Source organism: uncultured Desulfovibrio sp. (assembly GCF_944324935.1).
GTDB lineage: Bacteria > Desulfobacterota > Desulfovibrionia > Desulfovibrionales > Desulfovibrionaceae > Desulfovibrio.
The window spans coordinates 15,706-29,302 of sequence record NZ_CALUYG010000022.1; the positions used below are offsets into that span (position 1 = coordinate 15,706).

17 protein-coding genes and 1 tRNA gene are annotated in these 13,597 nt (G+C 67.0%); 6 read left to right on the forward strand and 12 right to left on the reverse strand.

Annotated features, from left to right (window positions below):
• Window position 1: 1 nt before the first annotated feature.
• From rplV to queF, 12 genes are all read right to left on the reverse strand, one after another.
• Complete coding sequence (rplV, locus tag Q0J54_RS06665) at window positions 2-340, reverse strand: 50S ribosomal protein L22 (RefSeq protein ID WP_296304682.1); 339 nt, start codon at window positions 338-340, stop codon at window positions 2-4.
• 9 nt (window positions 341-349) lie between these two features.
• The gene (rpsS, locus tag Q0J54_RS06670; RefSeq protein WP_296304683.1) at window positions 350-634 is read right to left on the reverse strand and encodes a 30S ribosomal protein S19; all 285 of its coding nucleotides are present in this window, start codon (window positions 632-634) and stop codon (window positions 350-352) included.
• 9 nt (window positions 635-643) lie between these two features.
• Window positions 644-1,474 (reverse strand): 50S ribosomal protein L2, encoded by an 831-nt coding sequence (gene rplB, locus Q0J54_RS06675; protein ID WP_296304684.1) that lies wholly within the window; start codon window positions 1,472-1,474, stop codon window positions 644-646.
• Between the two features lie 2 nt (window positions 1,475-1,476).
• Window positions 1,477-1,767: a 50S ribosomal protein L23 gene (rplW, locus tag Q0J54_RS06680; protein ID WP_296304685.1), complete on the reverse strand. Its 291-nt coding sequence runs from the start codon at window positions 1,765-1,767 to the stop codon at window positions 1,477-1,479.
• A gap of 2 nt (window positions 1,768-1,769) precedes the next feature.
• The gene (gene rplD, locus Q0J54_RS06685; protein ID WP_296304686.1) at window positions 1,770-2,402 is read right to left on the reverse strand and encodes a 50S ribosomal protein L4; all 633 of its coding nucleotides are present in this window, start codon (window positions 2,400-2,402) and stop codon (window positions 1,770-1,772) included.
• Between the two features lie 10 nt (window positions 2,403-2,412).
• Window positions 2,413-3,042 carry a 50S ribosomal protein L3 gene (gene rplC, locus Q0J54_RS06690; RefSeq protein ID WP_296304687.1) on the reverse strand — a complete coding sequence of 210 codons (630 nt, stop codon included), beginning with the start codon at window positions 3,040-3,042 and terminating at the stop codon, window positions 2,413-2,415.
• A gap of 12 nt (window positions 3,043-3,054) precedes the next feature.
• On the reverse strand, window positions 3,055-3,372 hold the full coding sequence (gene rpsJ / locus Q0J54_RS06695) for a 30S ribosomal protein S10 (RefSeq protein WP_296304688.1): 318 nt from the start codon (window positions 3,370-3,372) through the stop codon (window positions 3,055-3,057).
• A gap of 527 nt (window positions 3,373-3,899) precedes the next feature.
• Complete coding sequence (locus Q0J54_RS06700; protein ID WP_296304689.1) at window positions 3,900-5,009, reverse strand: glycosyltransferase family 92 protein; 1,110 nt, start codon at window positions 5,007-5,009, stop codon at window positions 3,900-3,902.
• Entirely contained in the window at window positions 4,999-6,555 is a 1,557-nt protein-coding gene (ftsY, locus tag Q0J54_RS06705; protein WP_296304690.1) for a signal recognition particle-docking protein FtsY, read from the reverse strand. The genes Q0J54_RS06700 and ftsY overlap by 11 nt, the downstream gene beginning before the upstream one ends.
• A gap of 7 nt (window positions 6,556-6,562) precedes the next feature.
• A complete protein-coding gene (locus Q0J54_RS06710) occupies window positions 6,563-7,621 on the reverse strand; it encodes a hypothetical protein (RefSeq protein ID WP_296304691.1) in 1,059 nt (352 codons plus the stop codon).
• Window positions 7,622-7,637: 16 nt separating this feature from the next.
• Complete coding sequence (gene murJ, locus Q0J54_RS06715; RefSeq protein WP_296304692.1) at window positions 7,638-9,236, reverse strand: murein biosynthesis integral membrane protein MurJ; 1,599 nt, start codon at window positions 9,234-9,236, stop codon at window positions 7,638-7,640.
• Between the two features lie 43 nt (window positions 9,237-9,279).
• Window positions 9,280-9,789, reverse strand: a complete 510-nt coding sequence (queF, locus tag Q0J54_RS06720) for a preQ(1) synthase (RefSeq protein WP_296304693.1) — start codon at window positions 9,787-9,789, stop codon at window positions 9,280-9,282.
• 175 nt (window positions 9,790-9,964) lie between these two features.
• Here queF and Q0J54_RS06725 point away from each other — a divergent pair, with 175 nt between their 5' ends.
• The 6 genes from Q0J54_RS06725 (at window position 9,965) to Q0J54_RS06750 (ending at window position 13,524) form a co-directional block, all read left to right on the forward strand.
• Window positions 9,965-10,753, forward strand: a complete 789-nt coding sequence (locus Q0J54_RS06725) for a MogA/MoaB family molybdenum cofactor biosynthesis protein (RefSeq protein WP_296304694.1) — start codon at window positions 9,965-9,967, stop codon at window positions 10,751-10,753.
• A 2-nt stretch (window positions 10,754-10,755) separates the two neighbouring features.
• Window positions 10,756-11,619: a UbiA-like polyprenyltransferase gene (locus Q0J54_RS06730; protein WP_296304695.1), complete on the forward strand. Its 864-nt coding sequence runs from the start codon at window positions 10,756-10,758 to the stop codon at window positions 11,617-11,619.
• A complete protein-coding gene (gene yjgA, locus Q0J54_RS06735; protein WP_296304696.1) occupies window positions 11,619-12,209 on the forward strand; it encodes a ribosome biogenesis factor YjgA in 591 nt (196 codons plus the stop codon). The genes Q0J54_RS06730 and yjgA overlap by 1 nt, the downstream gene beginning before the upstream one ends.
• 42 nt (window positions 12,210-12,251) lie before the next feature.
• Window positions 12,252-12,327, forward strand: a tRNA-Thr gene (locus tag Q0J54_RS06740).
• Window positions 12,328-12,383: 56 nt separating this feature from the next.
• Entirely contained in the window at window positions 12,384-12,743 is a 360-nt protein-coding gene (locus Q0J54_RS06745) for a DMT family protein (protein WP_296304697.1), read from the forward strand.
• A 7-nt stretch (window positions 12,744-12,750) separates the two neighbouring features.
• On the forward strand, window positions 12,751-13,524 hold the full coding sequence (locus Q0J54_RS06750) for a TSUP family transporter (RefSeq protein WP_296304698.1): 774 nt from the start codon (window positions 12,751-12,753) through the stop codon (window positions 13,522-13,524).
• Window positions 13,525-13,597 lie beyond the last annotated feature (73 nt).

Genomic DNA, 13,597 nt, shown 5'->3' on the forward strand with positions numbered 1-13,597 from the left:
CCTATTCCTGCCCTTCTGCGAGTATGACGGTAACGTGACTGGTACGCTTGTGAATCTTGGTGGCGCGACCCTGAGCGCGGGGCATGAAGCGCTTCCAGGTCGGGCCTTCGTTCACGATGACTTCCTTGACCACCATGGCGTCCACATTCACGCCGCCAAGCTGGGAGGCGTTGGCCAGCGCGCTCTTGAGCACGTTGAGCAGCACGCCCGCGGGCTTGTTGGGGGTGAAACGCAGGATGTTGAGCGCTTCCTCCACACCGCGGCCCTGTACGTTCTTGGCCACAAGACGGGTCTTGCGGGGCGACACCCGCTGGAACTTTGCGATAGCTTTCGATTCCATATCCCTACCCTACTTCTTGCCGGCCTTGGCCTTTTTGTCGGCAGCATGACCGTGGAAGGTGCGGGTGGGCGAAAATTCGCCCAGCTTATGGCCCACCATGTTTTCGGTCACGAACACCGGCACGAACTTCTTGCCATTGTGCACCGCAAAGGTCAGCCCCACCATTTCGGGCAGGATGGTCGAGCGGCGCGACCAGGTCTTGACGACGCGGCGGTCATTGTTGGCCACGGCGGTTTCGACCTTCTTCATCAGATGGCCGTCAATGAACGGCCCTTTTTTCAGCGATCTGGGCATGTGCTACTCCTACTTCTGGCCGCGGCGCTTGATGATAAGACGCGAGGACGCCTTGTTGCGGTCGCGGGTCTTGAAGCCCTTGGCAGGCATACCCCAGGGCGACACGGGATGACGACCACCGGAGCTGCGGCCTTCGCCACCGCCCAGGGGATGGTCGATGGGGTTCATGGCCACGCCGCGCACCTTGGGACGGCGGCCGAGCCAGCGGTTACGACCGGCCTTGCCCAGCGAGATGTTCTCATGCTGGATGTTGCCCACCTGGCCCACGGTCGCCACGCAGGCGGCAAGCACCTTGCGCACTTCGCCGGAGGGCAGGCGCAGCAGGGCGTACTTGCCTTCCTTGGCGATGAGCTGGGCATAGGTCCCGGCGGCGCGGCAGAGCTGACCGCCCTTGCCGGGGTAGAGTTCCACGTTGTGGATGACCGTACCCACGGGGATGCGTGACATCTGCATGGCGTTGCCGGGCTTGATGTCCGCCCCTTCGCCGGCGATGATCACATCGCCCTGATTGAGCCCCACCGGCGCGATGATGTAGCGCTTTTCACCGTCGGCGTAATGCAGCAGGGCGATACGGGCGGTGCGGTTGGGGTCATATTCGATATGCGCCACAGTGGCCTGGATGCCGGTCTTGTTGCGCTTGAAATCGATGATGCGGTACAGACGCTTGACGCCGCCGCCGCGACGGCGGCTGGTCACGCGGCCACGATTGTTGCGGCCGGCCTTCTTGGTCAGGCCCACGGTCAGCGACTTCTCCGGAGTGGAGCGGGTGATTTCCTCAAAATCGGAAACCGTCTGGAAACGGCGCCCCGCGGAGGTCGGTTTCAGCTTGCGGACAGCCATGGTTACACTCCCTCGAAGAACTCGATTTTATCGCCCTGACGCAGCGTCACATAGGCTTTCTTGTAGCCGGGCTTGCGGCCCACCACGCGGCCCTGACGCGCACGGTCGGAGGGCGCCTTGCGAACCACGTTGACGGATTCCACTTTCACATTGAACGCCTTTTCCACGGCCTGCTGGATTTCCAGCTTGTTGGCGCGGGGATGGACGTAAAAAGCCACCTGGTTGGACGTATCCTTGAGCAGGGTCGTCTTTTCAGTCAGCAGGGGCCTGATAAGAACCTGAGTATATTCCATGACTACGCCCCTTTCTTCTCGAAGCGGGCCTGCACGGGGCTGACGGCGCCTTCCAGCAGCACGAGCTGTTTGTGGCGCAGCACTTCCAGCACGCTCAGGCGGTCGGGAGTGGTCAGCGTCAGGCCGGGGATGTTGCGGGCCGAGCGGCACAGCGCCTCATCGACCTCGGGGGTCACGATGAGCGCCTTGGTGAGGCCCAGGGTGTCAGCCACCTTGGCAAAGTGCTTGGTCTTGGCTTCCGGCAGCTCGATGGCCTTGACCACCAGAAGATTTTCGGCGGCCAGACGGCTGGAGAGCGCCATCTTGAGCGCCAGCGCGCGCACCTTGCTGTTCACCTTGAAACTGTAGTCCCGGAGCTGGGGGCCGAACACGATGGCCCCGCCGCGCCAGATGGGCGAACGGTTGGAGCCGGAACGGGCCCGACCGGTACCCTTCTGCTTCCAGGGCTTGTTGCCGCCGCCGGAAACGAAGGCGCGGGTCTTGGTCTGATGCGTGCCGGCGCGTTTGGCGGCCATCTGGGCGCGCACCACGAGATTGAGGATCTCGGGGCGGGCCTCCACTTCAAACACTTCGGGGGCCAGGGTCACTTCGCCGGCCTTCACCTTGTTCTGGTCAAAAACTGTCATGGTAGCCATGCTGCTTCTCCTACTGCTTGCGGATCAGCACCAGCCCGTTCTTGGGGCCGGGCACGGAACCTTTGACCAGGATGACGTTATCCTCGGGACGCACGTCAACAATCATAAGGCCCATTTCCGTCACGGTTTCGTTGCCCCAGTGGCCGGCCATCTTGCGGCCCTTGAAGACGTGGCCGGGGAAGGTGTTGTTACCGATGGAGCCGTTGTTGCGGTGCACCTTTTCGCAGCCGTGCGTATCCTTGGAACCGGCAAAGTTCCAGCGGCGCATCCGGCCCTGATAGCCCTTGCCGAGGCTCGTGCCGGTCACTTTCACCTTGTCGCCGGCGGCGAACATCTCCACGGTGAGCTGCTGGCCGGCTTCCATTTCCGGGACGCCTTCCAGACGGATCTCGCGCAGATGCCGGTACAGACCCGTGCCCGCCTTGGCGAAATGGCCGCGCATGGCCTTGCCGACGTGCTTTTCCTTGGCTTCGGTCAGCGCGATTTGCAACGCGTTGTAACCATCCTTCTCCACCGTTTTCACCTGGGTGACGGGGCAGGGGCCAGCCTGTATCACGGTAACGGGCACAGCGGCGCCGTCACCGGCGAAAATACGGGTCATGCCAAGCTTGCGACCCAAAATTCCCATTTTCTCAGCCATGACTGCCTCTCACTAGAGCTTGATTTCCACGTCCACGCCGGCGGGCAGGGAAAGCTTGCCAAGGGCGTCGACGGTCTGCTGCGTGGGTTCAAGAATATCCATAAGCCGTTTGTGGATACGCATTTCAAACTGCTCGCGGGACTTCTTGTCCACATGCACGGAACGCTGGATGGTATATTTATGGATGTTGGTGGGCAGGGGGATGGGTCCCGCCACACCGGCACCGGTATTGCGCGCCGTGTCCACGATCTCCGCAACAGCCTTGTCCAGGATGCGGAAGTCGTAGGCCTTGAGCTTGATCCGAATGCGATCGCTGCCAACTGTCGTCATGTTGCCTACTCCGTTTGAAAAAACATCCTGCGCCGGTTGGGTGCAACGCAGGTTCCTTCACAACTGTACAACGAGCCATACCAATGGCCCGATGGGCCGCCTACCCGGCGGACATCGTAGGGCTTTCGACGAGGGAGAGCGCTTGAGCAGCGCACATCACAGAACCGGTTTCCCGGAATTCGGAGGAGTGTGGACGCATGGGCACGCCGCATCATCCGTGTGATGCTCCCCGGCGTCGCCCATGCCTGCCGCTCCAGAAAGGAGCAGCGAGGAGGTCCCGCAGGGTCACCAAATGGGGTGTGCTCACCCCTACCTTTACAGCCCCGGGTCGCCACGCGGAGTGACGGGATCCGTGATCGGGCTGGAACGGCTCGACATTGTCCGGCATCTGGTAACGCCTGCACATGTCAAAGTCTCCCCTTGCGGGGAGATACAGCAGGACAGACTCGATCTGCCCTTCCCTGCCGTCCAGGGATTTGCCCCTTTGTCGGGGCAGGACTGATTCATATCCTTCGCGACCAAAAAGGTCAAGCCTTTTCTGCAACGACACCGCCTGCGCCTCCCGCGCCGGCGGCACAGCCGGTCTGCTCGCGCCAGAAGGCCGCGGCGGAACGGGCCGTGTCCGTCTCGCCCCGTTCCGCGTAGAGCCGGCACAGCTGCTCCCACAGACGCCGGCGCAGCGGCAGGACGACCGCCTCGTCCACGCCCCGGCGGCACAGCTCCTCGATCTGCCGCCACAGCTGGCGCAGAGCCGCCATATCCCGGCAGTGGCTCAGCCGGAGGGGGGACGTTTTCGCTTCGCCGGATGTCGCCGCTCCCGGGTAGTCCCAGCCGGCCTGACGGGCCCAGTCGGCGCCGAAGCTGCGCCAGGAGCGTACGGCCGTATCCCGTACGGCGGGCAGACGGCAGCCCGCATAAAAAATGTCCAGCGTCCGTGAGCCGCCCGGAACCGGCGTCGCCAGCCCGCGCGCGATCTTGGCTTCGAAATCCTGCTGCGATTTGTAGTAGTAATGGTTGATCCGCAGATGGCGGGCCGTGGGATAGGAGCAGGCCCCGGCCACGGGGAAGCCGTCTTCATTGACCGCGAATTCCCCTTCCCGGTAGGCGAAGTGATGCGGCGAAAGCGGCCGGGCCACCGCCTCCGGGCGGACGATGCTCTTGACGTGAGCGTCCAGGCCCAGCGCCTCGTGGTAATTGGCCAGCGTCCCTCCCGGGGGACGCCGCAGATGCCCGCCGCTGCCCATCATCATCCAGTGCAGCGCCACGCCGCCGAAGCGTTCATAGGGACGCAGCAGGCGGCTCAGCGGCGGGTCGGCACATGACGCGGCCCCGGTCAGAGGGACGAGGAATTCGTCGATGTCGAAGAAGGCGAGCCAGAACACGCGTCCGCGCCAGAGCCGCAGGGCATGGAAGTAGGCGGAGAGCTGCGGGGCATCCCGCCACGGGAAATCCGTCACGCTGACCACGCCCCGCGCCACGAGGGGCGCGAGCACCTCGCGCAGCGGCTCACGGCTGCCGTTGTCGTAAAGGGCGACGTGGGTGAAGCCGAGGCCCAGATGGTAGCAGACCCATTCCCGCACGTCGGCCGCCGCCTCATCCCGGGCGATGGCGCACAGACAGGCGGCCCTATGCGTCACGCCGCCCGCCCGCCGGTCCGCTCTCGCCGAGCAGCGCCCGGGCATAATCCTCGCCGTTGAAGGGGCGCAGATCCTCCAGCTTTTCCCCAAGGCCCACAAAGGATATGGGAAGGTGCTCCTGCATGGCCACGGCGATGGCCACCCCGCCCTTGGCCGTTCCGTCCAGCTTGGTGAGGATGAGCTCGTCCACGCCCGCCGCCTCCCGGAACAGCCTGGCCTGCGAGAGGGCATTCTGACCGGTGGTCGCGTCGATGACCAGCACGGTACGGTGGGGCGCGCCGGGATGTTTCTTGCCGATGACCTGGCGGATCTTGGTCAGCTCTTCCATGAGGTTGACCTTGGTCTGCAGACGGCCCGCCGTATCCACGAAGAGGATATCCACCCCTTCCCTGAGCGCCCTGTCCATCGCCTCGTACGCCACGGAGGCCGGATCGGAACCGGCGGCCCGGGAATGGAAGAGCGCGCCCACGCGCTCGGCCCAGACCTGAAGCTGTTCGATGGCCGCCGCCCGGAAGGTGTCGGCCGCGGCGATCATCACCGTCTTGCCCTGCATGCGGGCCCGGTGGGCCAGCTTGGCTATGGTGGTGGTCTTGCCTACGCCGTTGACGCCGATGAAGAGCACCACTTCCGGCGGATTGACGGCCGCGATGCGCCGCGGGGCCTGGAAGATGTCCGACAGTTCGTGCATGAGCAGGCCGCGCACGTCGGCGGCGCTGGTGACCCCTTCCCTGCGGGCCCGTTCGCGCAGGCGCTCCACCAGCGCAAGGGCGGGTTCATAGCCCAGATCGGCCATGATGAAGAGCTCCTCCAGCTCTTCCCAGAAGGCGTCGTCCAGCTCGCCGTGCGAGGCGAACAGGGCGTTCAGTCCGCGGGAGAACTGCTCCCGCGTACGGCTCAGGCCCTGGCTGATCTTGAGGAAGAGGCGGCTGCGCTCGTCCTCTTCATCCTCCATGTCCAGCGCCAGCGCCAGCCGGTATTGCAGCTCGGAACGGAAGTCGGCCACATAACGGTAGTCCATGCGCCGGGCCCACTGCCGGAAATCCTCCACGAAGGCGTCCGCTTCCGCCGCGGGCGTTTCCAGGGCCGACAGCAGGAAGGTCAGCCGCCGCCACAGGAGGTCGTCGGCCGTTTCCACACCGTCCAGGACGATGTCCAGCCAGGCGGAAAGGCGCGGCTCGGCCTGCCGCAGGCGCAGGGTGAGGGCCTGCGCTTCCGGGCTGTCCGCGCTGACGGCGGCGGGGGCCGGCGCGGCGGACATCCCGGCGGCAGGAGCCTGTTCCGCCGCCTGTGCCGCCGTCTGCCCGGCAGCCGGCTCGCCGGACATTTCGGCGGGCATTTCCGCGACAGGACCGGCAGCGGGAGCGGCAGGCGCTACGGCAGCCTTCTCCACAGCGGCGGCATGTCCGGCAGGTTCAGCCCCGGCCTGATCCGGGACGGACGGGGACGGGACGGACGGGGCCGGCTGCGCGGCGGGGGCCTCGGGCGTCGCCGTTTCCGGGGCGGCGCCGCCGCCGAACAACTTCTTCACAGCAGAGAAAAAACCCATAGCAGCCTCACTTCACGTTTTGCGGCGTGCCAAGCGCCGTCAGCACCTCGCGCAGGGCCACGGAACAATTCTCCACGGCCGTGGCCTGTGTCTCGCATTGCGGATCATTAAGCGCCGTCTGCATGGCCCGGGCCGTTTCCGACAGACGCTCCGCCCCCAGGCAGGGAGCGGCCTTTTCCAGGGTCTGCCCCAGGCGGCACAGTCCGGCCAGTTCGTTTTCCTCATAGAGCCGGGTCAGGACCCGCGGGCCACGCTCGAAGGTCTGGCGGAACAGCCCGGCCGTCACGCGCCAGCTTTCGGGATGCGTGCGCTGGTAGCTCCGCCCCAGATCGGCGCTGATGACCACGGGCCCCTCTTCCTCCGGCATGGCGGCGGGGCCGCTTCCCGCCGTCGCCGCATCGTCGTCCACAGGGCTCAACCCCAGCCGGATGGGCGTCGCGCGGGGCGACGGGGCGGCGCTCTCCTCCGTCGCGGCGGCATCCGCGCCGCGCAACTGCCGCCAGCGGGCATGCGCCCAGCGCCGGGCATGGGCCAGATCCCCCCAGTAGCCGTACAGGCACAGCAGAGATGCCGTCAGATAGACCAGCCAGAGCGCACCCTTCCAGAATTCCCGGTCACGCCCGGCCCTGATCTCGGCCGCCGCCTCGCGCCGGGAGAGGTAGACCTCCACCTTGCCGATGAACTGCCCTTCCATGCTGAGCTGGCTCATGCCCTGCACCGCATGCTCGGTGATCTCGTCATCCCACGGCACAGGCTCCCACTGGTAGTTGCGGCGCATGCCGTCAAAAAATCCCTGCCGGGTCTGCACCATGATGCCGTAGATGCGCGCGTCCTCCATGACGCTCATAATCACGGTGCGCACGGCCAGCTCGTCCATTTCCCAGGCGGGCTGGCTCAGCAGTCCCGCCACCTGCGCGGCGGCCCGGCCGGCCTCGCTGATCAGGCGGCTCTCCACCTCCCGCGTCACGGCGGATACGCCCCAGACGACCTGCAACGCCAGCAGCAGAACGCCCGCCCCCCAGATGCCGAGGGCCGCCAGACGCCGCCATTTCCTTCGTTCGCTCATAGCAAAAACTCTTGACTCATCCTTGTCGCCGCAGGAGCCGCCGCCCCAGCCGGCATATATCCCGGTCGCGCACGAGCAGCAGCGCCGGCGGCCAGACCAGCAGCCCCGCCGTCACGGACAGCGCAAGACGCCCCCAGGAGGGCAGCCCCGCCGTCAGCAGACATGCCGTCCCCGCCGCCAGCCCCACCAGAACGGCGGCCACGGCCTGCGCGCCACAGAAGCGCAGCGCCCGCCACCACCCGTCGCGGGGCGCGGCCGCATGCCGCCCCATATGCCACAACGCCCCGGCCTGCACCCAGAGGGCGAGACTTGCCGCCGCCGCGGCTCCCGCACCGCGCAGCGGGCCTTCCACCTCCCGTATCAGCAGCAGGCCCGCGCCAAGGGTCAGCAACGGCACGAGCACTCCCGTCAAGGCGGCCCGACGACGCTGCCCGACGGCCTGGCTGCCCGCCAGCAGACAACGGCTCACGGCACAGGCCGGCAGGGAGGGAACATAGGCGAGGACGGCCCACGCCGTCGATCGTACCGCATTTGCGTCAAAAGCGCCATGCCCCAGCAGGCAGTCCACCAGCGGCCCGGCCACGGCCGCCAGCCCCGCCGCCGCCGGCAGGGAGAGGCGTATGGCCCAGCGCAAGGACGCATCCCGCACAAGGACAAAATTCCGCCAGCGGCCCGCACGCGCCAGCCGTCCCAGCCGCGGCAGCGCCGCCATGCTCAGGCAGGCCCCCACCAGTCCCAGCGGCAGTTCCAGCAGACGTTCGGCATAATACAGGGCGGCCATGTTCCCCTCGCCGGCCAGTGAAGCGGGCCACATGGCCGCCAGCATGCCCAGTTGCGGGGCCGACGCGGCCAGCGCACCGGCCGGGAGCTGACGCAGCAGCCCCCAGGCCTCACCCGGGGGCAACGCGGCGCGGCGTGCCGGCCGCGGCCTGCGCCGCCGGCGCAGCAGACGGGCCACGCCGACCTGTTGCAACAGCCACTGGGCGCAGCCCCCGCCGCTCATGCCCAGCGCCAGGGCAAGGGCCGTCTGCCGCATGTCCGCCCCGCAGCACACGGCCAGCAGGGCCGCCGCCAGCACGCAGAGATTGAAAAGGACAGGCGAAAGCGCCGGGACGAGGAAACGCTCGCGCGCATGCAGCACCGCCATGCAGAGCGCCGCCAGCCCCGCCGCCGGAACATAGGGCAGGCAGGCGCACAGCAGCCGGCCGGCAAGCGTCGCCTCCGCCGCGTCGAGCCCCGGTGCGAGCAGCCGCATGCAAGGGACCGACAGCGCGCCCGCGACGAGGCACGCGGCCAGCAGCACGAGCCCCAGCCGCCAGGCCAGCGCCCGGAGCACGGCCGCCGCCTCCTCCGCATCGTCACGCCCCGCCAGACGGACCGTAAGGCTCATGGACAGGGAGCCCTCGGCCAGCATGCGCCGCAGGATATGCGGCAGGCGCATGGCCGCCGTCAGGGCATCCGCCACGGGGCCCGCCCCCAGCAGCCAGGCCGTGGCCGCATCGCGCGCCAGCCCCAGCAGACGGGAAAGCAGCGTGCAGCCGCCCAGCACCGCCGCCTGGGACAGCATGCCGCCCGCCGCCCGCCGCCGGGCCGTCTGTGATCGTTGTCGCCGCATCCGCATCAGCTCCTCTTGCCGTCGCGCGCCCGCGCAGCCGGCGTCACGGCCGGTGCGGATCGGGCTCGCTCTTCCAGTCGCGCACAAGCTCGCGCACATGCGCCGCCCGGGGCTCCGGCAGCTGCTTGAACTGCTCCGCGAACACATGGATGCGCGTTGCGCCGCGCGGGGCGAACAGCCCCTTGACACGGATCCAGCAGGGGGACAGCAGGCCGCTCAGGTCGTCCAGCACCGTATTGGTGATGGTCTCCATGAAGGATTGATGATTGCGGAAAGCGAACATGTACAGCTTGAAGCTCTTGGACTCCACGCAGAGCTCATCGGGAACGTATTCCACGCTGATGGTGCCCATGTCCGGCTGTCCGGTCACGGGACAGAGGGACGTGAATTCGGGGAAACTGATGCTGATGACGTACGGCCTGTGCGGGAAGCGGTTGGGGAAGGCTTCCAGCAGGGCCACGCTGGGCCCGCCCTGCGGCGTGGGCAGCTTGCCCGTGCCGAGCGCATGGAGATGGGCCGTCTGATCCTGGCTGTGGGTCGGTTCCTGCGACATGGTGGCTCCTTGCGGGAAAGATTTCGGGACAAGCCCGCGGGCAGACTTGTAACGTAATGTGCTTGCCGCTACAATAGTTCCTCCGGGAACGGATGTCGCCTGCGCGCGGCACGCGGCCGCCGGTCTTTCCCCGCCGCCGGGGCCTCCGCTCCCGCAACCGTGTCAGGAGGCATGCATGATCTGGAAACTTTCCCTGCGGGCCTGCTCGGCGGAAGACTGCCTGCCGCTGGCCCCGGCGCAAAGCGGCGGCCCGCTCGGCCTGCCGGCCCATCTTCTGCTCGATCCCCCTTTGCGGGATGTCCCCTTCCTGCCCGTGGGGACGACGCTCTATGCGGAAGATACCCCCTTTGCCCGGGTGACGGGCCATGTCTGGCTGCCGGCCTGCGACGACGGCCACGCCCTGCGCTGCCCCCTGCTCACCGCCTTGACGGATCTGCCCGTGGGGGACATCCGCCTCGAGCCGCGCAAGAGCGGCCGCAGCCTTGCCTGGGTCACCCTTTCGGACAAGGGCTCCCTCGGCCTGCGCGAGGACACCAGCGGCCCGGCCCTGGCGGAGATGGTGGCCGAGACCCTGCCCCTCTGTCACAGCCAGGGCTTCATCCTGCCCGACGAGCCGGATCAGCTGCGCGCCCTGCTGACGGAGCTTGCCCTCGGCCAGCAGTATGATCTTATCCTGACCAGCGGCGGCACGGGCATCAGCCCGCGCGACATCTCCCCGCAGGTCACGCGGGCCCTGCTGGACTACGAACTGCCCGGCTTCGCCGCGGCCATGCTGGCCGCCAGTCTGGCGGTCACTCCGCGCGCCGTCATCTCCCGCGCCACGGCGGGCGTGCTGGGCCGGAGCCTGATCATCAATCTGCCCGGCAGCCTCAAGGCCGTACGGGAAAACCTGTCGGCCGTCCTGCCCGCCCTTGCCCACGCCCTCGACAAACTGCATGGCGACAGCGCCGATTGCGGAGGTTAACGATGCTCCCCACCCGTACCACGGCGGCAGCGTTCTGCCGCATGATCAAGATCGAACATTCCATCTTCGCCCTGCCCTGGGCCTGGGCGGGAGCCGTGCTGGCCGCCGGCGGCATGCCGCCCCTGCCGCCCCTCCTCATGCTGACCATCGCCATGATCGGCGTCCGCTCCTTTGCCATGGGCATCAATCGCATCGCCGACCTCCCCTTTGACCGGGAGAACCCCCGCACCTGCGAGCGGGCGCTCGTCACCGGAGAAATCAGCCTGCCCCAGGCCTGGCTGTTCTGCGGCGTGTCCGCGCTGGTCTTCATCGGGGCCTGCGCCTGTCTCAACACGCTCTGCCTCTCGCTGGCCCTGCCGGCGCTCATCGTCACCGCCGTCTACAGCCTGCTCAAGCGCCTGACCCCCTACTGCCACTACTGGCTCGGCGCCAGCCTCGGCCTGGCCCCGCTGGCCGGCTGGCTCAGCGTCAACCCCGCCAGTCTCGGCCTCGCGCCGCTGCTGCTCTTCTGCGCGGTGACGCTCTGGGTGGGGGCCTTCGACATTTACTACGCCTTCCAGGACCTGGATTTCGACACGGCCTTCGGGCTCCATTCCCTGCCTGCCGACAAGGGCCCGGAAGCGGCCCTGACCATTGCCGGCTTCTCGCATGTGCTGACCTCCCTCTTCCTGCTCCTGTTCGGCCTGGCCGCCCGGCTCTCGCTGATCTGGTACGCCTTCTGGCTGGGCATCTCGCTTCTGCTGCTGGTGGAACACCGCATCATGCGCACGCGGGACCTTTCCCGCGTCAACATGGCCTTTTTCACGCTCAACGGCATCGTCTCTCCCCTTGTCCTGCTGGGCATCATCCTGGGGCTTGTTTTCTGATGGCCCCGCGCAAACGCTATCAGTGGCAGGACGGGGCCCTGCGCGACGATGACGACAGCCCCAGCCGTTCGGAAAAAAAACGGCGCAGCACCGCCTTGCAGGCACTGGGGGAGGAGGTGGCGGCCCTGTCCCCCACCGCACAGGCCGACCTGCCCCTCGGCCCGGACATGCGCGAAGCCCTTGCCCTGCTCGCCCGCATAACGGACAGGGAAGGACGCCGCCGCCAGTTGCAGTTCATCGGCCGCCTCATGCGCGAGGAAAACGCCGACGCCATCCGCGAAGCGCTTGCCGCCCGTGCCGCCGGCCATCAGGCGGATACCGCCCGCTTCCACCGCGCCGAACACTGGCGGGACCGCCTGCTGCAGAGCCCTGACGCGAGCCTGCCCGGCCTGCTCGACGCCCTGCCGGACGCCCTGCCCGGGGCTGACGCCGCCCTGCTGGCCCGCCTGCGCGAGCTCATCCCCTCCGCCCGGACCGAACAGGGCGCGCCCCATGCCCGGCGGAAACTCTTCCGCCTGCTGATGCAGGGCATGTCCGCCCCGGCGACCCCCGGAGCAGAAAAAAATAAAAAGTTTGAAAAAAACGCTTGACCCCTCCGCGGCTTTCGCGTAGAAACCATCTTCGTCAGTGACGCCCTTGTAGCTCAGTCGGTAGAGTGCATCCTTGGTAAGGATGAGGTCACCAGTTCAATCCTGGTCAAGGGCTCCACAAAAAAAACGAACGCCTATCTCGCATAGGCGTTTTTTTTATGCCCGGTGAGCACCATGCAACTGCCCTTCCCCGTCCCCACGCCTGTCGCGACCATCGTCCTGCTGACTCTCTCCAACGTCTTTATGACGTTCGCCTGGTACGGACATCTGCGCTACAAGGGCCTGGCCCTGCCCATCGTCATCCTGACGAGCTGGGGCATCGCCCTGTTCGAATACATGCTGCAGGTTCCCGCCAACCGCATCGGCTACGGCTATTTTTCCGCCGCCGAGCTCAAGACCATCCAGGAACTCATCTCCCTCAGCGTCTTCACGCTCTTCTCCATCTTCTACCTGCACGAATCCTTGCGCTGGAACCACATCGTGGGCTTTGCCCTCATCGTGCTCGCCTGCTGGGTCATCTTCAAGGAATGGTAGCCGGGCCGTGGTCTCGCTGAGCGTCATCCTCATCTGTTCAGGCGCGGCGCTGGTGGCCGGCTTCATCGACGCCATCGCCGGCGGCGGCGGCCTCATCACCCTGCCCGCGCTGCTGCTGGCCAACGTGCCCGCGCACAATGCCCTTGCCTGCAACAAGATCAGCGCCGCGCTCGGCACGGCGACCGCCGTGGGGACCTTTGCCCGCGGCCACCTCATCCAATGGCGGCTGTCGCTGGTCGGCGTGGCCTTTGCCCTGCTCGGCTCAGGTATCGGCGCGCACATCTCCCTCCTGTTCGACAACGCCGTGCTGGGCAAGATCCTCGTTTGCCTCCTGCCCGTCGGCATGGCCGCCACCCTGCTGCCCAAGAAGGACATGGCCCACAACCTGACCGTGGACAGCGGCCCCCGCCTCTGGCTGCTGACGCCGCTGGTCTGCCTGCTCATCGGCGTGTACGATGGTTTTTACGGCCCGGGAACAGGCAGTTTCATCATCCTTGCCCTGCACTTCATCGTTCGCATAGGCCTCATCCATGCCTCGGCCACGGCCAAGGTCATCAACCTCGGCTCCAACCTCGCCGCCGCCGTCAGCTTCGTTCTGGCCGGCAAGGTGCTCTGGCTGCTGGCCCTGCCCATGGCGGCCGCCTCCATCACCGGCAACTGGCTGGGCAGCCGTACCGCCGTGCGCGTGGGACCACAGGCCGTCCGCCGCTTCCTGACGGTATCGCTGGGCCTGCTCTTCTGTACCCTGCTCTTTGAATTCTTCATCCGCGAGATGTTCTGACCCTCTCACCTCCCCTCCCCGGGAGCCCGGCATCCCTTGCCGCCGCACGGAGCCTGCCCATGAAACGCCTTGT